Source organism: Paraburkholderia sp. RL17-373-BIF-A (assembly GCF_046030175.1).
GTDB lineage: Bacteria > Pseudomonadota > Gammaproteobacteria > Burkholderiales > Burkholderiaceae > Paraburkholderia.
In genome coordinates this window covers 1-25,255 of the sequence record NZ_JARESO010000029.1, presented here as the reverse complement: position 1 = coordinate 25,255, position 25,255 = coordinate 1, and the positions used below count along the sequence as shown (strand labels likewise).

The window sequence follows — 25,255 nt, the reverse complement described above, 5'->3', positions numbered from 1 at the left end:
CCGACGATCCATGGAGACAGGCATGAAGAACTTCTTGATGCGGATTGCGCTGCCGTTCGTATTGGCAGCGAGTGGGGCGCAGGTGTCCGTTGCCGCCGACGCGACGGCCCAACCGAATGCCGCCGCGGCGCAATCGTGGGAGAAAGGATCGCGATTCCGTCACGACGAAGTGGCGGTCCTGTTCGTGATGGGGCAGAGCAACAGTGCCGGTCTTAACGGCCTGCCCGCGGATCTGACGTTGACGGGAGCCTCGGGTGCAGGCGCGGGCACCGGCGGGATGCCGGCGCCCAATGTATGGGGCATCCGCAACGACGGCTGGGGGAACATCACCGGTAACGCCGACGGGACGGGTGCGCCATTTACCCAGCCGATATCCACGATCGATCACGTGTCCTGGGTGAACTGGTCGGACAGCACGTCGTCCGACATGAATCTCGGCTACTACGGCGGCAGCGGAAATGCCGCCAATTTCGCCGCGTATGCGTGGCAGTCGGCGATCAATGCAGGCGAGCCGCTGCCCGATCTGTACATCATTCATATCGGCTGGGGCAGCCAGGGCGTGGACGTCGCAGACGACGCGTTCAGCGGCTGCTGCGGCTGGACGGTGCATGGGGTTAATCTCTGGCAACCCATGCTCGATGCAAGCAAGACGCCGACGTATGCGCTTGCACCGTTCGCGCGCCGCATGATGTATCTGGGCCTGAAGCAGATTCTGGCGACCGGCAAGAAACCGCGCATCCTCGGCCTGGAGTGGAACCAGTGGGAGGCAGAAGCTGCACCGCTGAATTCGGCCGGCAACGCAACGACGATTCATCGCGCGCCCCAGAATTACGCCTACCTCTTCAGCAGTTTTTTTGCTGCGGTGGGTTCGACCTTTCCGGTGCTGATCGTGAAGCCGTTGTCGACCGCTTACGACAACGTCACCAACGCGGTCTCGCCTTATAATCCCGCCGCGCTTGCGTCGATGCAGAAAGTGTTCGGCGGCTTCATCGACGCGAATCCTCGCGTCTTCAGTTTCGTCGATGCGTCGCAGTCGCCGGACTGGAATGGACAGCCGCCCGGCTTCGGTATTTTCCAGGGCGGCGCGTTAGGCGGTGGGGACGGCAGCGTGCACTACAACCTGGACACGCAGAAATGGTTCGGCGAGCAGGCGCTCGCATCGTGCCTCGGACACTCCCGATTCTGTGGGCCGCGCGTCACGGATCTTCCGCGGCGCCTGCCGAATTGACGAACGGATCACTCCGTACCACTCGGCACCATCGCCGCGCTGAAACGGACCCGGGTACATCGTGCCATAAGTCTCGTGAAGCGAGTGGAGAAGGGTGCGGGAAAGCGGCCTGGCGATAGCCATGCCACGTGAACTCAGCGCAAACCTCTAACCTCGCTCGGCGTGACAGTTGCGGCAAATCGATTGCCGAAATGGGTTCTCGTGTAGTTGACGACAGCAGCGACCTGATCGTCATTCATCGCGTCGCCAAATGATGGCATCGCCTTCCGGCCGTGCAGGACGTTGACGATGACGTAGGTTGCCGCTTCGACTGCCGGGTTATCAGCGAGCGCCGGGTAGTGACCCGCGCCCTGTGCGCCTTTTCCGTCCGGCATATGGCATCCCGCGCAGGTAGCGTTGTAAAGCGCTTCGCCGCTTTTTTCGGTGAAGCGATAGCCCGGCGAAATCGTGAAAGTGCGTGGTGCTTCCTGTGCCACGGCCTGAACCGACACTGTCGCGGCTCCCATCAGCAAGGCCATCAGCATCGCGCCGAGGATCAGCGTCGGCCTATCCATTGACGATTCTCCGATGCAACCGGTTGATCGCATCCAGCGACGACAGCACGGCGCCTTCCTGCCATGCGGGGATATGGGACGCGTGCTCTCCGGCAAGGACGATCCGTCCGTCGATCTGACAGAGATTTGCGTAATGGGCTTTTCTCAACGCATCCGTCCATGCGGCGAAGCAGCCATTCGTGAACGGTGATCGGCTCCAGCTCATCGCGAAGCCGGTCTGGTACTCGCGCGCGTACTGCGGATGAATCTGGCTGCCCTGGCTCAATGCCACCGCGATCCGTTCGGCAGGGGGCAGCGCACCCATCTCATAGCTGGCGGGCCCCCACATGTAGGCGCCAAGCAGCACCGCAGGACCGGTCGATCCGTAACCTGTTGCCGGATAGCCGATCGTCGAGATCGGCAGATCAGTTTGCGTGATGCCGCCGTAGATCTGCTCGTCTTCTTCCCAGAATCGCCGGCCGAATTGCAACCCGATTTTCACCGATGTCTCGTAGGGCACCGCATCGATCGCGGCGCGCATGGCCGGACCGACCGCAATGTCGATCTGACTCAGAATCGAGAGCGGAATGGTGCACACCAGCCAATCCGCGTGCGCGTTCCGTTCGGTCCGGGTGGTCGTATCGGTATAGCGCACTGTGACGCCTTGCTCGTCCTGCAAGATAGCCGTGACTTTAGCGTTGAACACTACGGCGCTCGCGATCTGCGAATGAAGCGCATGGGCAATCCTGTCCATGCCGCCGACAGGCTGGAAAATGGTGCTCTGGAAGTCCTGCTCGTTTCCAGACGAGAGCCATTGCCACAAACGCGATGCAAGCAAGGGGTCGCGCGGGAGCAGATCCGACGGGACGGCCTCGGGCATCAGCCCACCGCCATGCGCGGTCGCGAATCCGCGGCGTTCACTGCTTCGCCGGCCTGCCTGATAGCTGCCATCCCGACCGAGCGCACCCCATTCGCGCAGGGATTCGAGTAGCAGATGCGCATCTTCGCCTGACACCGCATCGTCGAGTGCATCCTTGCGAATTGCTTTGGAAAGCAGCTCGGCGATATAGCCTTGATAGTCGGTCTGTACCGCCCGGAATCGTTGCGGCTTGCCACCGAAAGCCTCAGTCGAATGCAGGTATGCGTTGTAATTGACCTGGATGAACGGTTCGAGCGACACCTTCAGGCGTCTTGCGTAGTCGAGTACGCCTTGGTGGTGATACGGAATGCGCCACGGCCCCGGGTTCAGATAAAGCCCGTCAGCGAAATCGCAGTCCTGGGTGGCACCGCCGAGTTCTGTATAACGATCACCGCCCCTGACAGTCCAGGCCCGGCCACCCGCGCGGTCGTTGTACTCGAGCACCTGCACGTGGTAGCCCGCGTTCCTCAGCTCAAAGGCCGCGACGAGGCCAGCCATGCCCGCGCCGAGCACGAGAATTCGCGTTCCTTTGGGTGCGCCGTCGAGTCTGATCGGGCCGGCATAGGTCGAGGTAGCGGCGAACCCAAGCGTGCCCATGCCTTGCATCATGGCGGCTGCGCCGAGGTTCTTGCCGATCAGCGTCAGCAGGTGCCGGCGGCTCATCGCATTTGTGGTCATTCTCGACATAAGGACGTGGTGCCCCGACTGGAGAGAGACGATGGCAAACGAAATCCAATGGCATCCCAGATCGTAAGGCTCGAGTCATCTGGATCCGTATGTTTGCGGATTGCGTTGGGGCGTACTGCAACGGACTAGTTCATTCTATGCGATCACCCGTCGAGCGTCGTGAATCGAACACCAGAAACACCGGTGGTGAGCGCGCGATGTTGGTCGTCGCGCCCCCGTTTTGGCGCGAACGTCAGGAGGCCGCCTATTTCCACTGAAATAGGGCTCGAGGCGAATTAAAACTATGAACCGTTTCTCGTCACCACGCGCGACTGTCCGTTATCAGGACGGCCGACTGCGCCTTGTGGGTCGGGCTCGCTAGGACGCGCGAGACGGCAGCGTTCAAGGATGAACGAGATGGGGTGGGTGGTTTCGCGACACCAGCCAAGCGGATTGAAACGCTCCGACCTGACGTAGCACCTCTCAAACAAGCAAGGTTTCCTTGCTTGTTTTTCTTCTGATTAGTCCACGTCTGCGAGGGCGCGTGTCGTGCGAACCTTGGACGGCCGGTCTCGCAGCAGCAGGGGCATCAAACGCCGGTTAGCGGTCTGCGCCGCCCACTCGCAATACGCGGCGCTGCCGAGCACCCAGCCCTTAAGCGTCGACTGCATCAGGTTATCGACCTCGTGTTCGTCAAGGGGCCGTGCGCCCAAATCGCGGTAAGTCTGATGGCGCTCGGACGGCGTATTGCCGAGCGCCCGGTAGAGTGGATGGTCCTTGATGAAGCTATCGACACGCATTCCGATGTGATGTGTGTAGCTCGACCACTGGTAGTTCCCAGGCTCTGCCACAAGGCGGTTGCGCACCGGCGCTTGATCGATGATCTGGCTCGCGAGCAGGAAATACCGGTCGGGCTCAATCACTGTTGCCCAATACGCGCCACGCCACACCGTACCGCGGCGTCCATGGCGGCGGTTGAAGGTCTCGACATAGCGACGGCCGACCGCCTGCATCGCCATGGCCACGCTCGATTCGTATGAAGGCGTGACGAGCAACTGTACCGCGTCAGGCATAAGGACCCACGCGTGAACTGCCAGATCGGCGACGCGCGCTGCGTCTGCCAGGCAGGCGAGGAAGTACAGGTAGTCTCCTTCGTCCAGGAATGCGGGCCCCGTGAGCCCCTGCAGGATAACGTGCTGAGGTTGTTCTGGGACGTAGTGCCGTGCAAGCCGTGTCATGCTGAAGTAACCGGAAATCCGATGTGAGAAAGCGATCCGACAGGTATCGGACGCGGGACGGTGCGTAACGAAATTCTATCGGTCACGTGCGTGCGTTTACATCACGAACAGGCCTTTTTTCTGGCCTCTTTTCGTTGATTTGCCCATCGTAGCCAGCGTCTTTTTTATGTGTGCGCTGCGTTCGCCGTGGGCGGATTGACGGAGGGCGCGAACGCGTTCGCCGCCAATAACACGGCGGATGCGGGCGCGGCCGCCGCGCCTCAATGCATTGCGGAGCAGCCGTCGGCGCTGTCGTTGAACCGCTGGCAGGAAGACTGGTCGGCGCTGGCGAATCCGTGCGTGCCGCGCAAGCCATCCGATGCGCCCAAGTACATCCCGCTCGGCAGCGATCCGTCGACGTATCTGTCGCTCGGCGCGAACCTGCGCGAGGCCTTCGAACTGAACAATACGCCGCTCTTCGGGCTCGGCAGCGCGAGGCCCGACAGCTACGTGATCAAGCGCGCCGAAGTGCATGCCGACGCGCGCATCGGTCAGCATGTGCAGGCGCTCTTTCAACTCCAGGATGCGCGGCCCTTCGGCCGGCTACAACCTGATGCACGTGAAGCCGTCGATTACGTTCAAGGTGTCGCCGAAGGTCACGTTAATTACCGCGCGCGGTTTCCAGTGGCATGCGATCGCAGCCGATGCAATCTACAGTCAGGGCATGGCTGTGGTGCCCGGCACGGAAGGGGAGCGAACGCGCTGGACCGGGATGTATGGGCAGGTTCGCGCCGACTGGCTTGTCAGTTCGAACGTTGCGCTCGCGCTGGAAGCGGTGCGAACCCGGACTTAGGCGAATACTGGAGGTGGCCGACAGAAAAAGTCGGGCATTGCGGAGTGCTCGCATTCTCGTGACGGCCGCAGACCTCGGTACAGCGTAAGGTGGCTACTCGCCATCGCGGCGGCTCAGTTTCAATAAGCGATTTTCATGCACTCGTGATGCTCAGCTTCGAGCATTGCCCCCACAACGAGCTGTTCGCCATGATGTCAGCCTGATTGCTGACGGGGGCACCAGGTGTCGGCATCAATGTGGCTGACTTGAATACAAAGTCGACAATAGTCTCCGGGTTTCAAAAGACAGTCTGTTGCAGACTGTGCGGGACGCCATCACATCCGCATCGCGCGCGACTACGAAGATGCCGGTATCACTGACGTGATCCGGCGAGAGTGGCCAGCGCTCATACAGTTGCTTTGGATGTCGATAGCCGAGAACGGAAATTCACGTCCGTGCTCGTGTACGACGTCATCCCGATGCGCCCGACCTTCGACGAACCAAAAGCCTGCAATCCACAGCACTCTTGTCAGTAGTGAGTCAATGAGTTTGGTCTGAATCGCCGCTGATAGTGGCGATTGGGACGGCGCCGTCGCGTTCTCGTGGCGTACTCGCGTGTGCGAACTCGGCTTGTCTTCGTCGCTGCTTCTACGGTTCACGATAGCCCGTCTGTCTGTCCAAGGCGCGAAGTTTGCCGAGGACGGCTCTATCAATCAATGCCGTCTTTACCCACTGTAACAGTCGTGGCATTCGTCGCTGCAGGATTTTTCGTTGTGTGCAAGAATCGCCGCGCGCGGCTTACCGGCCATAACAACGACAGTAGGCCGACTTCATATTGGTGACGAGGAGTAGACACTTGATTCAGCGAATTTCCGCCTTCTTTACTCAGGTGGTGCACAGGTTTTTGCCGGACCCCCTGATTTTTGCCATCCTCCTAACCATCGTGACCTTCGCGCTCGCGCTTGGTTTGACGCCGAAAGCACCCGCGGACCTCGTGATGCTATGGGGTTCTGGCTTCTGGAATCTGCTCGCATTCTCGATGCAGATGGCGATGATTCTTGTGACCGGCCACGCATTGGCGAGCTCAGGCCCGGTCAAACGGATGTTGGTCGCCCTCGCAAGCTCCGCGCGTACACCCGGCCAAGGCGTGATGCTGGTGGCGTTTGTGGGCGGAGTGGCCTGCGCCATTAACTGGGGCTTCGGTCTGGTCCTTGGTGCGATGCTTGCGCGCGAGGTCGCGAGACGTGTCCCCGGAACGGACTACCGTCTCCTCGTTGCAAGCGCCTACATGGGTTTCCTGACGTGGCATGGTGGCCTGTCTGGCTCTGTGCCGCTAGTGGCCGCGACCAAAGGCAATCCGATGGAGAAGACAGTAGGTCTGATTCCGGTATCGCACACCATATTCACCGGCTACAACGCGTTTATCACCGTCGGCCTCATTATTCTTTTGCCAATTCTGGCGAGACTCATGATGCCGAAGCCGGAGGACGTCGTCACAGTGGACCCGGCGCTTTTGCAGGACCCGCCGAGTGTCGAGCGCAAACTTCCTCCTAACGCGACGTTCGCGGAGAGGATGGAGGAAAGCCGTATCCTGGCGCTCCTGGTGGCGGCACTGTGCGCCGTGTTTCTGGTAATCCGATTCGTCAAGAACGGCTTCGTTCTTGACATCGATACCGTGAACCTCGTGTTCCTCGCAGCAGGTATCGTGCTTCACAAGACGCCGATGGCATATGCGCGCGCTGTAGCCGGTGCAGCCAGGGGTGCGTCCGCCATCATGATTCAGTTCCCGTTCTACGCGGGCATTCAGGCCCTTATGGACCATTCGGGTCTGGCTGGTGTAATTACGAAGTGGTTCGTCGACATCGCGAACGTTCACACATTCCCGCTTCTGGCGTTCCTGAGTTCGGCGCTTATCAATTTCGCGGTGCCGTCTGGCGGCGGTCATTGGGTGGTGCAAGGTCCCTTTGTTATGCCGGCAGCGCAAGCACTTGGCGCCGACCTCGGCAAGTCAGCGATGGCAATTGCCTACGGCGAAGCGTGGACGAATATGGCGCAGCCGTTCTGGGCACTGCCTGCACTTGCGATCGCCGGTTTGGGCGTTCGAGACATCATGGGCTACTGCGTGACGGCACTTCTGTTTTCAGGCGTGATTTTTGTGGCTGGTATGTACCTGTTCTGAGAAGGTCGGCGCTCCGCCTCAAGCGAGGTGGGGCGCCCAGGAAGGCATGTTGCGAAGCTTCGTGTCCTTCCGTATGAACTACATCGGGCCGTTGCTGCTCGCCGGCTGGGCACTAGATTCCTTGACCGAATTGATTTCGTAACGATTGGGTCAAATTTTCCTACGCAGCGATTTTTGCTTCGTAACACCATCTGTTGTGATCTGTTCGGGGCTGCGGGTCAGTTGCGCAACCCTCGCCTGCAACGCCAAATATTCCGCTGGATTGAAGAACTGCATGCTTGTCCTGTAACGGCGTTTTGCTTCGATTGGCACTGGTAATTCCGGCTCGGCAGCCCTGGCCGAATGTATACTGACCAGGCTGCCATTCTGGTCGTGGACGAGCGTCTGCCAGTTCGAACTGCCGTTCTGGTTCTGTTATCGCGCACTCATGCCGAGCTTTTCGAAGTTTGCGCGGAACTGTGTGAAATCTTGGGCAAGCAGTGCAATGTGGTCGACAGCGCCACGTTCGTTGTCGGGCCGAATATCGTCGTTCTTATCGGCAGCCGCTCTGCCCGCTACGCCACATGCTGGCCAAGCCACGCAAGCAATGTGTCAGTGACGAAGGACTGATTTTCAAGGTTCGAGATGTGGCCTGCCTCGGGTATTAGCAATTGCCGGCAGCCAATCACCGCAGCCATTCGTGCCATTTCGGTTGGCGGCCGCGGAATGTCGAGTTCGCCGCACATGAGCAGCGTACTGGCGGCATCAAGACCGGCAAGACTGGCAAGCGCGTCGGACCGCCCGAAAATTAACCGGCCCAGCGGTACAACCGACTGTCGCAACTGGTCCGCAGAGAACCCCGCCAGTGCTTTTCGAAACTTTGCGTGCACTTCACCGTCTAGCGTCGCGCCCCGGCGGAAAAACAAAGGCACGATGACCTCGATCATTGGAGCGGGAATGCTGCCGAGCGATTCGATCGCGTTGAACATCTGGGAATATTGCTTGAGCGTCGCATCGGGTTCGGCGCTCCTGTCGGTATCCATCAGGACGAGGCACTTGACACGGCCCGGTTCTCGCAACGCGAGTTCGGACCCCCACATCCCGCCCACCGACAAGCCGACTATCGCGCATTGTCCGATACCCAGGGCATCCAGAAGGCGGCCCGCATGTGTGGCCAAATCGCCAAGCGAACGCGTATTCTCCGGGAGCCGCCCGGATTGCCCGTGGCCCCAAAGGTCCGGAACAATGACCTGATAGTGGCGAGACAACGCGTCGATTTGCGGCGCCCACATTGACGAATCCCACAAGTAGCTGTGCCCCAGCAGCACCGGGAATCCCGTGCCGTGAGTCTGATAGTGCAGCGGCTTTCCTTCAATTTCGATGAATGGCATGTTTGATCAGGTAGAGGTTTCGAGTTCCGTGCGGCAGACTCGCTCCGTCGCAACGAGTGCAGCGTAATAACGCTTGAACCGATCAAAGCATTCCATCGGTTCGTTATGTTCCTGGGGCGCAACCTTGCTGAGGCACGGTCCTACTGGACCGCAGGCACGGGAGGAAAGTTCCGCGTATAGGCCCCGCTGCAAGTCGGCCCGAAGCCATCAGTCAAGCACTTGTGCCCCATCGACCTTCAGACTTGTGCCCGTTATGAACGCCGCATCGGGGATTGCCAGCCAGGCGACAAGTCCCGCAATATCATCGCCTGATCCGTAACGGCCCAGTGCAATTGAGCCCCGGATCTGGTCGGCCATCGGACCGTTGGCCGGGTTCATCACGGTATCGATTCGTCCGGGCCGGACGTTACTGATCGTAAATTCCCGGCTGCCAAGATCCGTTGCCAGTGCACGCGTCATGCCAGTTACCGCACCTTTCGTCGCGGAGTAGCGTTCAGACCGGCGACACGCTGTATGTCGGAGCGTTTATGGCCGACCGTTTGCTCAGGATCGATCTTCCCAGGAATCGCGAGCAGGGCTAGCCGGCCGAGCTGGCTGAGCAGATAGTGGGTTGCTCGGAACCAGCTCTATGCAAAGCAACGCGCGGGGAACGTGCGTCAAGTAGTACAGGTAGATACTCCCCACTCGGGGAAATTACGCCCGACGTATCGAGAGGCAATAACCGGGCCATTTCCAAACGTTCGCCGCTGCCGCCCGGATCGTGGACAATCATCGGGGAGCCTCGATCTGTAGCGGCCTTTCAAAGCGGCGACGGCCGCGCTGATGGAAACGACAGCCAACCGGATAGTATCGGCGAAGCCCATCTTGCCGGCTACACACACTCTAATGATCGACGATCGTTAGCCAGCATCTTTGGAAGCTGCAATCAATATAACTTCGGCCAACTCAAGCATTGACGGCAAAGGGCTCCTGCTAGCGAGGGTGAGGTGAGCACTGCCCTCCACCGTAGCCACTCCCACCGTATGATCGCCGGGATAACCGGAAAGCGCCAAGGGGCCCCACATCGATGTTAATTTGAACCGGCCAATCTGCGTTTGAAAACGGAGGCGCCCCATGTTGGTCAGCATGATGTCGCGTGCAAGCGCATTTTGTCGAATCTTTACCGCTCCAACGGCGTCGAGTCCGCTGTTCAGCAACTTGCGCTGGCCTTGAGTTTGCGCGCAGATGGAACCCCGTGCACCCGGTACGTTCAAGCCCTGCGTTGCTTGGCGGGCGACTGCCCAGAAAGATTCGGAAGCGTTTCGCTCGATCACAACTGAACTACTGGCGAGAAAGAGGCCGCATTGATCATCGCCAATGCCAAAAACGGAGCGAACGTCCACCGGTGAGAAAATACGCAAACTCTTCTCCCGCCACTCTGCTGAGGCGTTCCACCCAGCATGTACCATCGCACTACACAGTGCGCCGTGCATGGTCGTATGTTCAGCTCGGGCCCGCAGTAGGATCCGCTCGGTAAGGTCGGCCGAGAGCTTCACACGATGTACGCGTGGAGTGTCCCGAGGATATTGAATTCCCTCGCCAGGTGGTACCGGCTGCGATGTTTCGGTCGAGATGCCACAAAGCCGATCGAGCGATTTGGGAATCGGCAACGGCTCAAGGTGTTCACCGTTGAGGCTTCTTAGCAGATCGCGGAAGCACAGAGACAGGGAAAGACCATCGCATATTGCGTGATTGCCGACAAGCAGTACGACAGAGCGCTGCTCGCAGTGGGCAAGAACCGCACGTATCAGCGGAGCTGACTCAGTGTCGAACGGCTCAGCCAACTCGTCTGCCATTTGGCTATCCAACCACTCTGTTGCGATTGCTCTTTCCCCCCACATCGCGTCGGCGGCAAAACGCAGTGGGATTTCCTGAACGCTGGGAACCTCGAAATAGGGCAAACCATTCGAACTCAGCGTAATCGCAGTAGATAACAGCGGATGTCGGCGTTGCAATGCGTCAAGTGCTTGGCGCCACGCGCGCAACGTCGTCTCGCCCTCGATTTCAGCAGCCAGGACAATTTGATTACCGGCACTTCGATTCAGTAACCAAAAGATATGTTCCATTGAACCTAGCGGTCTTAGCATCGAAGATTCCATAGTCGTAGCAGTAGTAGAAGCCTGGTAGATGCTTTGACGTCGGCGATCAAAGTGTTCCTGATGCCTACCGCACGAGCAGCTTGTCCAACGTGATCGGCGCTTCGCGCACACGAACCCCGGTCGCATGCCAGATGGCATTCGCTATGGCGCCCGCTGTTCCGGTAATACCGATCTCGCCCACGCCCTTGATGCCGAGTGTATTGACACGTGGATCGACTTCGTCGACCAGGATTGCCTCGATCGAAGGTATGTCTGCGTTGACGGGCACGTGGTACTCGGCCAGATTAGAGTTCATGGGCCGCCCCGAGCGAGTGTCCATCACCGCATGCTCCTGAAGCGCGAAGGACACGCCCCAGATCATTCCGCCGAAGTACTGGCTGCGCGCCAGTCGCGGGTTGATGATGCGCCCCGCCGCGAACGCGCCAACGAGTCGCGTGACGCGGATCTGCCCGAGCTCGGGATCGACCTTCACTTCCGCGAACACAGCGCCGTGAGCGTGTGCTGCATAGTCGCCTTGCGCGAGAGCGTCGGGCGCGGCGTTGCCCTTGCCCTCGATGGATGCACGCCCGGCTCGAGCGAGGATGGCCGTGTAGGTTTCCCCCCGGCTTTGATCGTCGCAGCACGAAAGACGTCCGTTGCGCGCGATCACGCCCGTGTCGCCCGCCCCGAATAGCGGCGACCGGTCGTCGTTCGTCGCCATCTCGATCAGTTGCGCGACGATGGCTTGCCCTGCATTGTGAACGGCCGTGCCCGCAGTGGCCGTCCCCGCCGATCCACCGGCAATTCCGCCATCCGGCAGGTCGGACGTGCCGATCCGGAGCTGGATCTGCGAGAGATCGAGGCCGAGACTGTCGGCGGCGATCTGGGCCAGCGCGGTCCAGGCACCTTGCCCCATGTCGTGCGCGCCGCACGCTACCATGGCATTGCCGTCCTTGCGGAGTTGCACGTGGGCCTCGGCCGGGAACATCTTGGCCGGAAACGTCGCGGTGCCCATACCCCAGCCAATCAACAGCCCGGATGAATCGGTCATCTGCCGTGGCGCCCGCGGCCGGCTGGTCCACCCGAATCGCGTCGCACCTTGCGCATAGCATTCCCGCAGTGCTTTCGACGTGAATGGCTTGCCGGAAATCGGCTCGACCTCGGCGTAGTTCTTGAGGCGGAACGCGAGTGGATCCATGCCGCACGCATGCGCCATTTCGTCGATCGCACACTCCAGCGCGAAGCTGCCTGAGGCCTCACCCGGTGCCCGCATGAACAAGGGAGTGCCGATATCGAGGCGAACTGCATCGTGGGTCGATGAGATGGCTTCGCTCGAGTAGAGCGTGCGGGACACGGTGCCGCTCGATTCAAGGAAGTCGTCGAAAGTGCTTGATGCGGTTCGCGTATGGTGCGCGAGCGCCGTGAGCGCGCCGTCTGCATGCGCACCAAGGCGCAGCGTCTGACGTGTTGGCGCGCGATGCCCAACCGGGCCGAATAGCTGTTCGCGACGCAGCACGAGTTTGACGGGTCGGCCGACGAAGCGCGCCGCCATGATTCCCAATACCTGCGGTCCGGAGATCAACGCCTTGGCGCCAAAGCCGCCGCCGAGGTAGGGGCTGCGGATCAGTACGGACTTCATGTCGATGCCGAAGAGCCCGGCGAGGCGCGTCCGCGCCAGGCCCATGGCCTGGTTGGGGGTGTCGATCGTGAGCTCGTCGCCATTCCACTGCGCAACGATGGCATGCGGTTCCATCGCGTTGTGATACTGCGCGGGCGTTTCATAGGTGGCGTCGATGCGCACGGTCGCCGACAGCAGCGCCGCCTCGACGTCGCCCTCGGACTCGTTCGCGGCGTCCCCCGCGCCGACCACCTGTGGCGAGAACGGCTCGGCGGCATCGAGTTGCACGCAGGCGGCCCCGGATTCATACCTGGGCGAAAGCAGGTGCGCGCCCTCGGTCGCCGCCTCGAGCGTTTCTGCTATCACTACCGCAACAGGTTGATTCGCATACCTGACATTATCGTCCTGCAGGAGATCGAGTCTGAAGGTGAACGGGGTGTCCTTCAGGTCGGGATGCCGGGCGAGCTTCGGCGCATTGGCGGGCGTCATCACGCCGATAACACCGGGGTGGGCACAGGCGCCGGCCACATCCAGATGCGTGACGCGTCCTTTTGCGATGCTGCTCGCGGCAATGACGGCGTAAAGCATGCCTTCCGGGTGGTGATCGGCGGCAAAGCACGCCTCGCCGGTCACTTTGAGTACCGCTTCCCTGCGAGTGACGGGCTGGCCGGCACTCGAGCGGTGAGCGTCATGCTGGGAAAGGGTCTTAAGCATGGGAAAGGCTTCCTTGAACCACGGTAAACACAGACGCGGGCAACGCCGGCGACTGTCCAGGCGTACCGGCCATCGCGGTGCGCAAGACGCGCTTAATCACGCGACGCGCCAGTTCGATTTTGAAAGCGGCCCCGTCGGTTGGCTTCGCTTCGGCGAGCGCGGCGTTGGCTACCCGCTGAAATAGCGCCTCACCGGGCTCCTGGCTGTGCAGCAGTTCTTCAGCCGCACGCGCCCGCCAGGGTTTCGAGGCGACTCCACCCAACGCCAGCCGTCCTTCAGCAATCCTGTTCCCTTCGATGCGAAGGCTCGCGACCGCCGAGACCACCGCGAACGCATAGGACGTTCGGTCACGTACCTTCAGGTAGCGCGAGTGGTCTGCGAAACCCGCCGCTGCGGACGGTAGGCGAACAGCAACGACCAGTTCGCCGGGTTCGAGCACCGTCTCGCGATCCGGAGAGTCGCCCGGTGCACGATAGAAGGTCTCTAGCGGTACCTCGCGCCGGCCCGAGCGACCGTGGATTTCCACGACAGCATCGAGCGCCACCAGTGCGACAGAGAGATCCGAAGGATGAGTCGCTATGCAGTGTTCGCTCCAGCCGAGCACCGCATGGGTCCGCGTTTCCCCGCCCATGGCGTCGCATCCGCTGCCGGGCTCGCGTTTATTGCAGGCGCTTGCGATATCGTAGAAGTAGGGGCATCGAGTGCGCTGCAACAGGTTGCCGGCGGTCGTGGCCACGTTGCGCAGTTGAGCCGAAGCCCCGGAGAGCAGCGCTTCGGATACGGCAGGATAGGTTTTTGCAAAGAATGCGTCATAGGCGAGGTCGCTGTTTCGAACGAGCGCGCCGATTCGCGTCCCGCCGTCTGGTAACGGCTCGATTCTTCCGAGGTCCGGTATGCGCGTCAGGTCGACCACGCGAGCGGGGCGCGTGACACCGCCCTTCATCAGGTCAAGAAGATTGGTTCCTCCTGCGAGAAAAACGGCTCCAGGTGCGCTCGCTGCCGCGACCGCTTCGGGGATGGTGTTAGGGCGGACATATTCGAACCGGTTCATGCCGCTTCCCCGTTGCGGGTCTTTTCGCGCATCCGGCCCAACGAGTCGAGCACCGCCTCTGTGATGCCAGCATACGCGCCGCAGCGGCACAGGTTGCCGCTCATGCCTTCACGGACGCGCTCCGGATCGTGCCCGGTGCACCCTTCATTGATCAGCCCCACCGCACTCATGATCTGTCCTGGCGTGCAGAAGCCGCACTGAAACCCGTCGTGTTCGATGAAAGCGGCCTGCACCGGATGAAGTTCTTCGCCCCGCGAGAGCCCTTCGATCGTCATGATGTCTGCTCCGTCGACGGAGATCGCGAGAGCGAGGCAGGAGTTCACCCGGCGTTGGTCGACGAGCACCGTGCAGGCGCCGCATTGACCGCGGTCACAGCCTTTCTTGGTTCCTGTGAGATCCAGGTGCTCACGTAAGAGGTCTAGCAGAGTGACGCGCTCGTCTTCAAGTGTGATGTCATGGCGCGTGCCATTCACAGTCAGAGTGATGGGAAAGCTCATTCAATTTGCCCTATAAAAACTGCCTACTGTGGGGCCGCGCAATTGCGGGGATGTGCTAAACGGCGTATCGAGAGGCCAGGATGTCGCATCAGGCGGCTTACGCTGATTTTTCTAGAACAGGGCAAAGCGCGTTTTTATTCCACGCGATTCGTCGGATGACAGGGAAGTCTGTTCGTCGCCAGATCTTTACCGGGAACGAATTGAAAGAAGAGTGTCGGGATACCGCAAGATGTGAGGCAAAAAAACTCGCCCCTCGCTGGGCAATTCGTTTCTTGCCTGCAATTGTCGCCGTACTCAACATGCGGTCAACGACCGAGGACCCTTGCGGCACAGGTTCTCGTACATTTCGCTTTCGATATTAATGCGGCACGCGCAAGACGGTGCTTTCGTCCTTGCTCGCCAGCAAGCAAAGGCACCGCGTCACGCCTGGAATAAATTCCCGGATGAAGTGTTCTTGCATGTAGGTGTGGGCCATTCAGCGGATCGGCGTCGCCCTGCGTTATCAGCAATACCCCTTACGAAGCGAAAGGGATACCAGTGAACGAGAACGTGCTCGTGCACCCTGATAGTGAAATCAGGTGTTGGGTCTTTCTATCCGAGATGCTGCGGCCAATTACTCGACGCACATTGCTCACGACCGAGCACGCCCCGACAACTAGTCACGAAATTACACGGACACCGCTATGACAGCAGACAACGCATCTATGGAAGTAAAGCTCCGTCTTCGCGCTTACTACCTATGGGAAGCAGACGGTTGTCCCGAAGGTCGGTTGAGTGAATATTGGAAAAAGGCCCAGTCAATGCTGGACGACGAAGCGACAATCTGGGCGCCGGTGGACGAAGCGACTGCAGCGGGCACCCTATTAACCAAACGCCCTCACGATCCCCGCTTAAAACACGGAACCGCACCGGAAACAGGCGATTCACATATGCGGTCCGATGCGTCTGGAAAGAAGAGTTGATGTTCCATGCCACATAAGTTCATCTTTCCAATACATCGATATTTCGCTCGATACTGTCTGAGCGATAGATGTCCGGACTTTCGGTCCGTCAAGCAAACTCATCAGCTTTAGCCGTTGATTGTTTAGTTGAATCTGATTCAAACTGGGATACATATGATGCAAAGTGCCTTTTCGATCCGATCGAAATTGACTAGCGGGATTTCCATTTATGCCGTTATCGGCCAGCTTGCCGCAGAACATAAGGCAATCAATCTTTGGCAGGGTGCGCCCAATTTTCTGCCAGATCAGTCATTGATTGATTCGGCGACGCGGGCAATGAAAGAGGGCTTTAATCAGTATGCGCCCATGGCCGGCATACCGGCCCTGCGTCAGCTACTGGCAGAAAAGATAGCGAAGCTTTATGGCGCACGATACGATCCTGACCAGGAAGTTACTGTCACCGCCGGCGGTGTTGAGGCGGTCTACGCATCGATCACTGCACTCGTGCATCCTGGCGACGAGGTCGTCTTTTTCGAACCAGCCTTCGAGTGCTACGAGCCTATAGTTCGACTGCAAGGCGCGACGCCCGTTCCAATCAAAATTCCTCTCGATACATTGAAGATTGACTGGGACGAGGTGGCAGCGGCCATCACACCTAGAACACTCATGCTGATCATCAATACGCCCCACAACCCGACCGGTGCGATATTAGAAAAGTGTGACATCGATCGTCTGATTGCCGTCACCCGAAACACCAATATCGTTGTTCTCTCCGACGAAGTGTACGAGCATATGGTCTACGACGGAATGACGCACCATAGCATGTCACGTTACCCGGAGCTGGCAGAGCGCAGCGTCGTCGTTCATTCGCTAGGCAAGACCTACCACGTGACAGGCTGGAGAGTTGGCTACTGTGTTGCACCGGCCGGGATCATGGAGCAGATACGCAAGGTTCACCAATACCTGGTCTTCTCCGCACCTGCACCGATGCAGGTTGCTCTGGCGGCGGCTCTGGAGAATTCAGAAAGTTACTTTGCCCTGGCAGAGTTCTATCAGCGCAAGCGCGATATCCTGCTAAGTGGCATGGCTGAATCGCGGCTTGACATCAAACCATGCAGTAGCGGTTTTTTTATGCTGGCCCGCTTCAACGATTTCTCCAATTCCAGCGATAGGGATTTCGTATTCGATTTACTGCGCAGGATGCGGGTCGGCACTATTCCGTTGTCCAGCTTCTACGGCGATGGATCCGATACTGGCATGATCCGTATCAGCTTCTGCAAGGACAATGATACTTTGCGCGAAGGCGGGAGGGCGCTAGCGAATTGGCGGCCATAAGACCCCACGCCGAATTCGGCGCTCTGCAGCGTTGCGCGAGTCATGTTGCCGAGCACTTGCCATTCCGTCAAGCGGTCATCTGTCAGATACGGTGAGCGGATGGCTGCCGTCGCGTTCATCCGAATCGAGGCCACGGCTTTCCGGTCTCAGCCGCCACTTGTGCGATAAGTTGTTGTTCTCGTTTCCACGTCGCTTTCATGAGGCAGCCAATGCATCGTGTAACGTCGCGCGAAATTTTTGCACTGCGGGCGACATGTATGTTTTCCTGCGATGGAAAAGTCTGAGCCTGCTTTCGAATAGCACAGTCTCGTAGGGAAGGGCAACAAGATCCCGACCCGGGTAGGACTGGAGCATTTGATCGGACAACATCGTGATCAAATCGCTATTGCGCAGCAAGGACGTCAGGAGCGTGATCGACGCGTCGGTTTCGACGACAACCTGAGGGGACACAAGGCCATGCTCCTCAAAGTATCGGTCGACGATCTGGCGCAGGCCATGACCTGGCAGTGGCAGCAGCCATTTCGCCGATTGGAGCATGCTCGGGTCGCCATGCGCAACTGTCAGCGGATGGCCTCGTCGCGCGACGATCTGGTAGCGCTGCCGGCCGATGTCGTCCGATTGGAGTTCGTCCGGTTCCGTATCAGGCATGAAGCAAAGTGCCAGATCCAGTTGCCCATCCTTCAGTTCGTCGAACAGCAAGGCCGAGACCTGCACGGAAAGCTGGAAGGAGATCGCGTCCTCGCGCATTGTATAGCGCGCCACGATTGGCAGGAGGGCGGACTCCAGCAGAGCCGGGACGACACCGATGCGGATCTTGCCGGTAGAGGCGGACTTTGCGGCTGCCATTTCGGCATAGGTTTGCGCGACCGACGCTCTTATGTCGGCAGCCCGCTCGACTAGAACGCGCCCTGCTCCAGTGAGATCAACGCCTCGCCCCCTGCGGTCCACGAGTTGGATTTCGAATTCGGCTTCCAGCCGCTGCACGATCTTCGAGACCGCTGACTGCGTCAGTCCGGTCTTTTGTGCGACCCGATGCAGATTGCGCGTCTCCGCCAGCACCGAGAATACGCGTAGGTCCTCGATTCTCATTCTTCCTCTGCTGTTCCATTTCGTAACCCAACTCTAGCGGAAATTCGTACCGCGGGGGCGGCTGCCACGGTACGCCGCGCGGTATTCCCGCCGGGAATCAAACGGTGCCGCGCTTTCCTCGCGTTACGGCCAACAATCTCGATGTCGTCTTCCGTCGCAAACACCGAGAGTCAGGAACCGCAATGGCCAGCGCAATCAACCCTTTTTTCATTGCTCGCGTCAATCGACGCCTGCATTCAGGGCGGAACGATAGACAGGAATGTACTTTGAACTAAAGGAGCCGATCTTGTCCGACACTTCGAACGCTGGCATACGCGCCGTCGACGCCCCGATACCCGCACAGAACCGCCGTGCGATGGTAGCGGTCATGTTAGCGGTCGCGCTGGCGACACTCGATACCGCGATCGCGAACACGGCGCTTCCCACGATAGCCGCCGAACTCCATTCCACACCGGCAGCATCCGTGTGGATCATCAATGCCTATCAACTCGCCATGGTGGCGACAATTTTGCCATTCGCCGCGCTAGGGGATGTCCTCGGGCACCGGCGCATATACATCGGTGGCCTGGTTGTGTTCACCGTTGCGTCGCTTGCCTGCTCGGTCGCCTCGACTCTGCCGTCGCTCGTCACCGCCCGCATTCTGCAAGGGCTTGGCGCGAGCGCGATTACGAGCGTCAGCATCGCGCTGGTCCGCTCACTTTACCCGCCTCATCTGCTTGGACGCGGTGTCGGGACGAACGCCCTCGTCGTCGGGGTGTCGGTCGCGGTAGGGCCGACTGTCGCCTCGCTGATCCTTTCCGCGGCTGCATGGCCATGGCTCTTCATGGTGAACGTGCCGCTAGGCCTCGTTGCACTTGCGTTTGCGCTGCCCTCGTTACCGCAGACGACCCGGGGCACGCATCCGTTCGATCCCTTGGCCGCATTGCTGAACGTCGTCACTTTCGCGTCGCTGATTTATGCGCTTGGCGAAGCGGCACAACGTGCGCCTGCTACGCGCGTGTTCAGCGCCGTGGCAATCACGCTGGTCTTCGGTGGACTACTCGCTCGGCGAGAAGCCGGGCGTACCGCGCCCATGCTGCCCGTCGACTTGCTCAAGCGGCCGGAGTTTTCGTTGTCGGCGATAACGGCCGTCTGCGCTTTCGCCGCGCAGGGCCTCGCATTCGTCTCGCTTCCGTTCTATTTCCAAGAGGTGCTCCATCGCAGCCAGATCGAGACGGGTTTCATGATCACGCCATGGCCAGTTGTCGTCGCGCTCGTCGCGCCGGTTGCCGGACGACTGTCCGACCGCTACCCGCCTGGCCTGCTGGGCGCGATCGGTCTGGCTTGCTTAAGCGCAGGCTTAGTGTCGCTTGCGCTGTTGCCCGATCATCCGCCCGACCATGTCATTACCCTGAGGATGGCGATCTGCGGGGTAGGGTTCGGCTTTTTCCAATCGCCCAATCTGAAGGCACTCATGGCAAGCGCACCGCCCGCGCGCAGCGGTGGAGCAAGCGGCATCATCGCGACTTCGCGGTTGCTCGGGCAGGCCACCGGCGCTGCACTTGTAGCCTTGAGTTTCAGCATTGCCGGCCATCACGGCCCGACGCTCGCGCTGACAGGCGGCGCGATGTTCGCGGCCGCGGCCAGCATTGCAAGTGGATTGCGCCTGTTTGCGCGCTCGCATCGGTCGGCGGAACACGGGAGGATGATCGACCAGAGGACGGAATGACGCGATCGGTTAACTTAGCCCTCTCGGATCCGTAGTTTGAAAGTCTGGAGTTTCATATGGAGCGGGACCCACCAGGGACCCGGTCGACGACTTTTTTTAGTAGGGGAGCTTCCTGCATCGGGCGCGTGTCAAACGATGCCTTTTCTCCGCAGCTCACCGAGTTCATCCGCATCGATCCCACACAGCGATACCAGCACATCATCGGTATGTTGCCCGAGCGTCGGCGGCGCACTTCGATATTGGATCGGCGACGCTGACATCCGGATCGGATTCGCCACGCCAGGCGCGCTGCCCGAGAGCGGATGGGGCAAATCCACCCGCATACCGCGGTATTGGACCTGTGGGTGTGCGAACGTCTGCGCGATGTCGTTGATCGGTCCGCAAGGTATGCCCGCGGCCGCGAGCGGCGTCACCCACTGCTCGATCGTACGCGTGACCAGGATTTCCTGAATCATTGGAACGAGCATTTCACGGTTCATCACGCGTGCCGCATTCGTCGCAAATCCCGGATCCGTTGCCAAGTGTGCGCAATCCGCAATCTCGCAGAACTTGCGAAACTGTCCATCGTTACCGACTGCCAGCACGATTTGCCCATCTTTGGCCTTGAACACCTGGTAAGGCACGATGTTCGCGTGCGCATTGCCCTCTCGCTTCGGCGTCTTGCCCGATACCAGGTAGTTGAGGTTCATGTTCGCCATTGCCGCGACTTGCACATCGAGCAAGGCCATGTCGATGTATTGGCCTTCGCCCGTCTCGGTACGATGCGCCAGTGCGGCCAGGATGCCGACGGTTGCATACATGCCCGTCATCAGGTCGGCAAACGCTACGCCGACCTTTTGCGGACCACCACCCGGCAGTTCGTCCCGCTCACCGGTGATGCTCATCAATCCGCCCATGGCCTGAACGATGAAGTCGTAACCGGCCATCTTCGAGAGCGGACCGTCTTGCCCGAAGCCCGTTATCGAGCAGTAAATGAGTTGTGGATTGATGGCGCGCAGATCGCTGTACGCAAGCCCGTAGCGTGCCATGTCGCCGACCTTGTAGTTCTCGATGAACACGTCGCACTGTTGCGCCAGCTTGCGGATGATGGCTTGTCCTTCATGCGTCGCAATGTCCAGCGTCACCGATTTTTTGCCTCGATTTGCCGACAGGAAATAGGCGGACTCGCCAGTGGCATTGCCGTCATGGTCGTGCAGGTAGGGCGGGCCCCAGCCGCGCGTGTCGTCGCCTGTGCCGGGACGTTCGATCTTGATCACTTCAGCGCCCAGGTCCGCCAGCGTTTGGCTCGCCCAGGGGCCGGCAAGGACGCGGGACAGATCGAGAATGCGAAGGTGTGAAAGTGCGCTGGACATGAACGTCATCCTGAAGTCGAAGGTAATCCGGGGTGCTTCTGTCAGGTCCGCTGTGCGGACCAATGAGATAGAATCTGAACTGATACGCACATTAACGGACCCGGTGCGGAATGTAAACACCGTTACTGCGGTAGATGCGCTAGCAGTCGAATTGGCCACAAGCATGCAATATTGCTGAGATTTGGATCGCGCGATCCGGTTTGTTACGCAAAATTGCACGATCGTTCCAAAATGGTCCGCTGTACGGACCGAAATTCGAAAACGTTTGACACGGAGATTTTCGCCATGACAGGATTCGGCAAAAGGAAGGGTTCGGGAGAGCAGGAGCAGAGTGCAGCCATGTCGAAGACGAAGAGCGCGGCGGGATCATCGGTCCCTCCGTACGAGCAACGTGACATGGCGCGTTTCGACGAAGAGGCGGCCACGGATCGGCAGTTCGTGACCGCGCTAGCGAGGGGACTCGAGGTGCTGCGGTGCTTCGGCCCCGGGGAGCGCTATCTGGGGTTGTCGGAGTTGGCTCGTCGCACGAGCCTGCCGAAAGCAACCGTGGCGCGATTGGCGGGCACGCTCGCGAAGCTTGGCTATCTGCGCTATTCGGAGTCGCTCGGGAAATACAGCCTTGGCACCGGTGTTCTCTCGCTTGGCTATTCGATGCTGTCGAATCTGGACATCCGCGATGTCGCGCGCCCGTTCATGCAGGAGCTTGCCGAGTATGCGCGCGCGTCGGTGGCCGTCGGGGTTCGTGACCGTCTCTCGATCGTCTACATCGAGTGGGTGCGCAGCAGCGCGCCGATTACGGTAATGCGTGCCGTCGGCGTCCGCTTGCCGCTCGCGACGACGTCGATTGGACGGGCGTACCTTGCAGCGGCGCCGGAGGATGAGCGCAACGAGGTGCTCGAGCAAGTGCGTCTTCAGGATGAATCGGACTGGCCGCGCATCAAGCGCGGTATCGATCAGGCAGTGAAGGACTATGAGGAACGCGGCTTCTGCCTCTCGGTCGGTGAATGGGACAAAGATATTGCGAGCGTCGGCGCGCCGTTCACGGCACCCGATGGCACGCGCATGGCTTTCAACTGCGGCGGCCCGGCATTCGTGATGAGCCGGGACACGCTGGAAAACGACATTGGTCCACGCCTCGTGGACCTGGTGCAACGCTTAGGTGCCGCCATAGGGCGGCGATGAACGACACGTGGGACGCTTGAACGAAGCGCCTCGCTGGAATCAGGAATACAGATGATCCGTGACCATGAAACGCTAATCCTCCTTCTCGGCGCAGTTTCGCGCTTCGTGCGCGAGCGGCTCGTCCCCGCCGAGGATCAAGTAGCGGAAACAGACCAGATTCCCGCTGACATCGTTGCCGAGATGCGCGAGCTCGGGCTCTTTGGCCTTTCCATCCCCGAGGAATACGGTGGTCTCGGGCTCACGATGGAAGAGGAAGTGCTTGTGGCGTTTGAAATCGGGAAAACGTCGCCATGCTTTCGCTCGTTGTTCGGCACCAATGTCGGTATCGGGTCGCAGGGAATCATCATCGACGGAACGGCAGAACAGAAGCAACACTATCTGCCTCGGCTCGCGTCGGGCGAACTCATCGCCTCGTTCGCGCTGACCGAGCCGGGTTCCGGTTCGGATGCCGCTTCACTGAATACGCGGGCCGTGCGCGACGGTGACCACTATGTCATCGACGGCACCAAGCGCTTCATCACGAACGCACCCGAAGCCGGCATCTTTACCGTCATGGCTCGCACCAATCCCGATGTCAGAGGTGCGGGCGGCATCTCCGCATTCATCGTTGAAAGAGGCATTCCCGGTGTATCGCTAGGGAAAATCGACAAAAAGATGGGGCAGAAAGGCGCGCATACATGTGACGTCATCTTCGAAAACTGCCGTGTGCCTGCGCAAAACCTCATTGGTGGTATCGAAGGAATCGGCTTCAAAACCGCGATGAGGGTGCTGGACAAAGGGCGTCTGCACATTGCTGCGATTTGTGTTGGCGCGGCTGAACGCATGCTCGACGATGCCCTTCACTACGCGATGGAGCGGCAGCAGTTCGGCAAGCCGATCGGCGAATTTCAGCTTGTCCAGGCCATGCTGGCCGATAGCAAGGCGGAGATCTACGGCGCTCGTTCGATGGTGCTTGATGCGGCACGTCGGCGGGACAACAAGGAGGACGTATCCACGCAGGCATCGTGCTGCAAGCTGTTTGCTTCGGAGATGTGTGGCCGTGTAGCCGATCGCGCTGTGCAGATCCACGGCGGCGCGGGATATGTCTCCGAGTATGCGATCGAACGCTTTTACCGCGATGTGCGCCTGTTCCGCATCTACGAAGGCACGAGCCAGATTCAGCAACTTGTCATCGCGCGAAACATGATACGCAACGCGAGTATCTGATCGCTGCCGCAGTGTTGAAAAAGTGAAGCGTGCGGTGACTGATCACCGCAAATCGTTTGCCGTAAAAGCACCAGAGAGCGCTTGCGGCATGTTTGTCGCATGGAGGAGTGTAGATGGAAATCAATTCGTTTAGCCGGCAAGGCTTGATCGCCCACGATCGTGTATGGATCGCGGCATTTGTCTTTGCTTTTCTGGGTCTGATGGTCGACGGAGCCGACCTGATGTTCCTGTCCTATAGCCTGTCGAGTCTCAAGCGCGAATTCGGGCTCTCGAATGTAGAAGCAGGGGCGCTCGGCAGCATCACGCTCGCGGGCATGGCGATCGGCGGCATCTACGGCGGATGGGCCTGTGATCGCTTCGGCCGCGTGCGCACGGTGGTCTGGACTATCGCGGTGTTTTCGATTGGTACGGCAGCACTCGGCTTCACGCACACCTTCTCACAGTTCGCGGTTTTTCGCTTCATTGCAGCGCTTGGGCTCGGCGCACAGTACGTGGCGTGCAATACGTTGATGTCCGAATATTCGCCTACCCGATTTCGTTCGACGATCCTCGGCACGCTACAGGCAGGCTGGTCGGTGGGCTATGTCGTGGCAACCGTTCTGGCCGCCTGGATTCTGCCCGAGTTCGGCTGGCGCTATCTCTTCTTCATCTCGATTGTTCCTGTCGTGCTTGCGTTGATCATGCAGCGTATTGTTCCCGAGCCGGAGAGTTACGTTGCATCGCGGGATGCGCGTCGTCGCGGCGAGGCCGTCGGAAAAGAAAGCGGCGCGGGTACGATGAAGCTCGTCTTTGGCGATCAGGCTCACCGTCGCATGTTCATGCTGTGGTCGCTGACGGCAGGTCTGTTGCAGTTCGGCTACTACGGTGTCAGCAACTGGATGCCGACCTATCTGGAGAAGGAACTGCATCTGAACTTCTCGTCGATGACGAGCTATATGGTCGGCACCTATGTCGCCATGATCCTCGGAAAGATCATGGCAGGCTGGCTCGCGGACAAGTTTGGCCGGCGAGCGGTGTTCGCATTCGGTGCATTCGGCGCGGCGGTGTTCTTGCCGGCGATCGTGCTATGGCACACGCCCGGGAACATTGTCTATCTGATGACCTTTTTTGGCCTCCTTTACGGGATGCCTTATGGCGTGAACGCGACTTACATGACCGAGAGTTTCGAGGCCCGCATTCGCGGCTCGGCCGTCGGCGGCGCATACAACCTGGGACGTGCCGGTGCGGCGATTGCGCCTGCCGCGATTGGATTCCTTGCAACGAACGGAACGATCGGGCTTGGTTTTCTGGTCATGGGCGGAGCCTACTTTCTTTGCGGTCTTGTGCCCGCGCTCTTCATCAGAGAGAAACTCTACGATCCGCAGAATGCGTGACCGTAACGACTGACCGGGGCCGTACCTGCTCAGGTTGCGGGGCGGCGGCATACTTGTTGATTGAGGTATTTATGAAGATTCTGGTGCCAGTAAAGCGCGTAGTCGACTACAACGTGAAAGTCCGAGTC

General features: G+C 59.7%; 20 protein-coding genes and 2 pseudogenes. 10 read left to right on the top strand and 12 right to left on the bottom strand.

Features of this window, described 5'->3' with window-relative positions:
• The first annotated feature begins 22 nt into the window (after window positions 1–22).
• A complete protein-coding gene (locus P0D80_RS29845; RefSeq protein WP_408289125.1) occupies window positions 23–1,228 on the top strand; it encodes a hypothetical protein in 1,206 nt (401 codons plus the stop codon).
• Window positions 1,229–1,362: 134 nt separating this feature from the next.
• Here the strand turns inward: P0D80_RS29845 and P0D80_RS29840 are convergent, their stop codons facing one another.
• The 3 genes from P0D80_RS29840 to P0D80_RS29830 form a co-directional block, all read right to left on the bottom strand.
• Window positions 1,363–1,782: a c-type cytochrome gene (locus P0D80_RS29840; protein WP_408289122.1), complete on the bottom strand. Its 420-nt coding sequence runs from the start codon at window positions 1,780–1,782 to the stop codon at window positions 1,363–1,365.
• Window positions 1,775–3,343 (bottom strand): flavin monoamine oxidase family protein, encoded by a 1,569-nt coding sequence (locus P0D80_RS29835; RefSeq protein ID WP_408289119.1) that lies wholly within the window; start codon window positions 3,341–3,343, stop codon window positions 1,775–1,777. The genes P0D80_RS29840 and P0D80_RS29835 overlap by 8 nt, the downstream gene beginning before the upstream one ends.
• A 524-nt stretch (window positions 3,344–3,867) precedes the next feature.
• Window positions 3,868–4,584 carry a transposase gene (locus tag P0D80_RS29830; RefSeq protein ID WP_408179648.1) on the bottom strand — a complete coding sequence of 239 codons (717 nt, stop codon included), beginning with the start codon at window positions 4,582–4,584 and terminating at the stop codon, window positions 3,868–3,870.
• Window positions 4,585–4,770: 186 nt separating this feature from the next.
• On the opposite strand from P0D80_RS29830, the pseudogene P0D80_RS51905 reads away from it, so the two are divergent.
• From P0D80_RS51905 to P0D80_RS29820, 3 genes and pseudogenes are all read left to right on the top strand, one after another.
• Window positions 4,771–5,166: pseudogene (locus P0D80_RS51905) on the top strand (alginate export family protein); the annotation flags it as partial.
• Window positions 5,096–5,416: an alginate export family protein gene (locus P0D80_RS51900; RefSeq protein WP_459252765.1), complete on the top strand. Its 321-nt coding sequence runs from the start codon at window positions 5,096–5,098 to the stop codon at window positions 5,414–5,416. The pseudogene P0D80_RS51905 and the gene P0D80_RS51900, both read left to right, overlap by 71 nt.
• Window positions 5,417–6,251: 835 nt before the next feature.
• Complete coding sequence (locus tag P0D80_RS29820; RefSeq protein WP_408179649.1) at window positions 6,252–7,574, top strand: TIGR00366 family protein; 1,323 nt, start codon at window positions 6,252–6,254, stop codon at window positions 7,572–7,574.
• A gap of 150 nt (window positions 7,575–7,724) precedes the next feature.
• Here P0D80_RS29820 and P0D80_RS29815 read toward each other — a convergent pair whose 3' ends face one another.
• The 7 genes and pseudogenes from P0D80_RS29815 to P0D80_RS29785 all read right to left on the bottom strand — a co-directional run bounded on the left by P0D80_RS29815 (window position 7,725) and on the right by P0D80_RS29785 (window position 14,941).
• Window positions 7,725–7,850 carry a hypothetical protein gene (locus P0D80_RS29815; RefSeq protein ID WP_408289114.1) on the bottom strand — a complete coding sequence of 42 codons (126 nt, stop codon included), beginning with the start codon at window positions 7,848–7,850 and terminating at the stop codon, window positions 7,725–7,727.
• A 278-nt stretch (window positions 7,851–8,128) separates the two neighbouring features.
• Window positions 8,129–8,944 carry an alpha/beta fold hydrolase gene (locus P0D80_RS29810; RefSeq protein WP_408289111.1) on the bottom strand — a complete coding sequence of 272 codons (816 nt, stop codon included), beginning with the start codon at window positions 8,942–8,944 and terminating at the stop codon, window positions 8,129–8,131.
• Window positions 8,945–9,151: 207 nt separating this feature from the next.
• A pseudogene (locus P0D80_RS29805) lies at window positions 9,152–9,436 on the bottom strand (SDR family oxidoreductase); the annotation flags it as partial.
• Window positions 9,437–9,843: 407 nt separating this feature from the next.
• Window positions 9,844–11,049, bottom strand: coding sequence for a phthiocerol/phthiodiolone dimycocerosyl transferase family protein (locus P0D80_RS29800; protein WP_408289108.1), 1,206 nt, complete (start codon window positions 11,047–11,049; stop codon window positions 9,844–9,846).
• Window positions 11,050–11,146: 97 nt separating this feature from the next.
• On the bottom strand, window positions 11,147–13,393 hold the full coding sequence (locus P0D80_RS29795; RefSeq protein ID WP_408289105.1) for a xanthine dehydrogenase family protein molybdopterin-binding subunit: 2,247 nt from the start codon (window positions 13,391–13,393) through the stop codon (window positions 11,147–11,149).
• The gene (locus tag P0D80_RS29790) at window positions 13,386–14,444 is read right to left on the bottom strand and encodes an FAD binding domain-containing protein (protein WP_408179654.1); all 1,059 of its coding nucleotides are present in this window, start codon (window positions 14,442–14,444) and stop codon (window positions 13,386–13,388) included. The genes P0D80_RS29795 and P0D80_RS29790 overlap by 8 nt, the downstream gene beginning before the upstream one ends.
• Window positions 14,441–14,941 carry a (2Fe-2S)-binding protein gene (locus P0D80_RS29785; RefSeq protein WP_408179656.1) on the bottom strand — a complete coding sequence of 167 codons (501 nt, stop codon included), beginning with the start codon at window positions 14,939–14,941 and terminating at the stop codon, window positions 14,441–14,443. Before P0D80_RS29785 ends, P0D80_RS29790 begins: the two co-directional genes overlap by 4 nt.
• 683 nt (window positions 14,942–15,624) lie before the next feature.
• On the opposite strand from P0D80_RS29785, the gene P0D80_RS29780 reads away from it, so the two are divergent.
• Entirely contained in the window at window positions 15,625–15,903 is a 279-nt protein-coding gene (locus tag P0D80_RS29780; protein WP_408179657.1) for a DUF2934 domain-containing protein, read from the top strand.
• A gap of 156 nt (window positions 15,904–16,059) precedes the next feature.
• On the top strand, window positions 16,060–17,217 hold the full coding sequence (locus P0D80_RS29775; protein ID WP_408289295.1) for a methionine aminotransferase: 1,158 nt from the start codon (window positions 16,060–16,062) through the stop codon (window positions 17,215–17,217).
• 195 nt (window positions 17,218–17,412) lie between these two features.
• On the opposite strand, the gene P0D80_RS29770 is transcribed toward P0D80_RS29775, so the two are convergent.
• Entirely contained in the window at window positions 17,413–18,306 is an 894-nt protein-coding gene (locus P0D80_RS29770; protein WP_408289099.1) for a LysR family transcriptional regulator, read from the bottom strand.
• 355 nt (window positions 18,307–18,661) lie between these two features.
• Here P0D80_RS29770 and P0D80_RS29765 point away from each other — a divergent pair, with 355 nt between their 5' ends.
• Window positions 18,662–20,014, top strand: coding sequence for an MFS transporter (locus tag P0D80_RS29765; protein ID WP_408289292.1), 1,353 nt, complete (start codon window positions 18,662–18,664; stop codon window positions 20,012–20,014).
• A gap of 128 nt (window positions 20,015–20,142) precedes the next feature.
• Here P0D80_RS29765 and P0D80_RS29760 read toward each other — a convergent pair whose 3' ends face one another.
• Window positions 20,143–21,366, bottom strand: a complete 1,224-nt coding sequence (locus P0D80_RS29760; protein WP_408179659.1) for a CaiB/BaiF CoA transferase family protein — start codon at window positions 21,364–21,366, stop codon at window positions 20,143–20,145.
• Window positions 21,367–21,705: 339 nt separating this feature from the next.
• Here P0D80_RS29760 and P0D80_RS29755 point away from each other — a divergent pair, with 339 nt between their 5' ends.
• The 3 genes from P0D80_RS29755 to P0D80_RS29745 all read left to right on the top strand — a co-directional run bounded on the left by P0D80_RS29755 (window position 21,706) and on the right by P0D80_RS29745 (window position 25,127).
• The gene (locus P0D80_RS29755) at window positions 21,706–22,548 is read left to right on the top strand and encodes an IclR family transcriptional regulator (RefSeq protein WP_408289095.1); all 843 of its coding nucleotides are present in this window, start codon (window positions 21,706–21,708) and stop codon (window positions 22,546–22,548) included.
• Between the two features lie 51 nt (window positions 22,549–22,599).
• Entirely contained in the window at window positions 22,600–23,754 is a 1,155-nt protein-coding gene (locus tag P0D80_RS29750; RefSeq protein WP_408289092.1) for an acyl-CoA dehydrogenase family protein, read from the top strand.
• Between the two features lie 113 nt (window positions 23,755–23,867).
• Window positions 23,868–25,127 carry an MFS transporter gene (locus P0D80_RS29745; RefSeq protein ID WP_408179661.1) on the top strand — a complete coding sequence of 420 codons (1,260 nt, stop codon included), beginning with the start codon at window positions 23,868–23,870 and terminating at the stop codon, window positions 25,125–25,127.
• The last annotated feature ends 128 nt before the right edge of the window (window positions 25,128–25,255 follow it).

Bases quoted from the DNA above. Each gene is read 5' to 3' on its own strand.
- P0D80_RS29845 (WP_408289125.1), top strand. From the start codon at position 23: ATGAAGAACTTCTTGATGCGGATTGCGCTGCCGTTCGTATTGGCAGCG.
- P0D80_RS29840 (WP_408289122.1), bottom strand. From the start codon at position 1,782: ATGGATAGGCCGACGCTGATCCTCGGCGCGATGCTGATGGCCTTGCTG.
- P0D80_RS29835 (WP_408289119.1), bottom strand. From the start codon at position 3,343: ATGAGCCGCCGGCACCTGCTGACGCTGATCGGCAAGAACCTCGGCGCA.
- P0D80_RS29830 (WP_408179648.1), bottom strand. From the start codon at position 4,584: ATGACACGGCTTGCACGGCACTACGTCCCAGAACAACCTCAGCACGTT.
- P0D80_RS51900 (WP_459252765.1), top strand. From the start codon at position 5,096: ATGCCGACGCGCGCATCGGTCAGCATGTGCAGGCGCTCTTTCAACTCC.
- P0D80_RS29815 (WP_408289114.1), bottom strand. From the start codon at position 7,850: ATGCAGTTCTTCAATCCAGCGGAATATTTGGCGTTGCAGGCGAGGGTT.
- P0D80_RS29810 (WP_408289111.1), bottom strand. From the start codon at position 8,944: ATGCCATTCATCGAAATTGAAGGAAAGCCGCTGCACTATCAGACTCAC.
- P0D80_RS29800 (WP_408289108.1), bottom strand. From the start codon at position 11,049: ATGGAACATATCTTTTGGTTACTGAATCGAAGTGCCGGTAATCAAATT.
- P0D80_RS29795 (WP_408289105.1), bottom strand. From the start codon at position 13,393: ATGCTTAAGACCCTTTCCCAGCATGACGCTCACCGCTCGAGTGCCGGC.
- P0D80_RS29790 (WP_408179654.1), bottom strand. From the start codon at position 14,444: ATGAACCGGTTCGAATATGTCCGCCCTAACACCATCCCCGAAGCGGTC.
- P0D80_RS29785 (WP_408179656.1), bottom strand. From the start codon at position 14,941: ATGAGCTTTCCCATCACTCTGACTGTGAATGGCACGCGCCATGACATC.
- P0D80_RS29780 (WP_408179657.1), top strand. From the start codon at position 15,625: ATGACAGCAGACAACGCATCTATGGAAGTAAAGCTCCGTCTTCGCGCT.
- P0D80_RS29775 (WP_408289295.1), top strand. From the start codon at position 16,060: ATGCAAAGTGCCTTTTCGATCCGATCGAAATTGACTAGCGGGATTTCC.
- P0D80_RS29770 (WP_408289099.1), bottom strand. From the start codon at position 18,306: ATGAGAATCGAGGACCTACGCGTATTCTCGGTGCTGGCGGAGACGCGC.
- P0D80_RS29765 (WP_408289292.1), top strand. From the start codon at position 18,662: ATGGTAGCGGTCATGTTAGCGGTCGCGCTGGCGACACTCGATACCGCG.
- P0D80_RS29760 (WP_408179659.1), bottom strand. From the start codon at position 21,366: ATGTCCAGCGCACTTTCACACCTTCGCATTCTCGATCTGTCCCGCGTC.
- P0D80_RS29755 (WP_408289095.1), top strand. From the start codon at position 21,706: ATGTCGAAGACGAAGAGCGCGGCGGGATCATCGGTCCCTCCGTACGAG.
- P0D80_RS29750 (WP_408289092.1), top strand. From the start codon at position 22,600: ATGATCCGTGACCATGAAACGCTAATCCTCCTTCTCGGCGCAGTTTCG.
- P0D80_RS29745 (WP_408179661.1), top strand. From the start codon at position 23,868: ATGGAAATCAATTCGTTTAGCCGGCAAGGCTTGATCGCCCACGATCGT.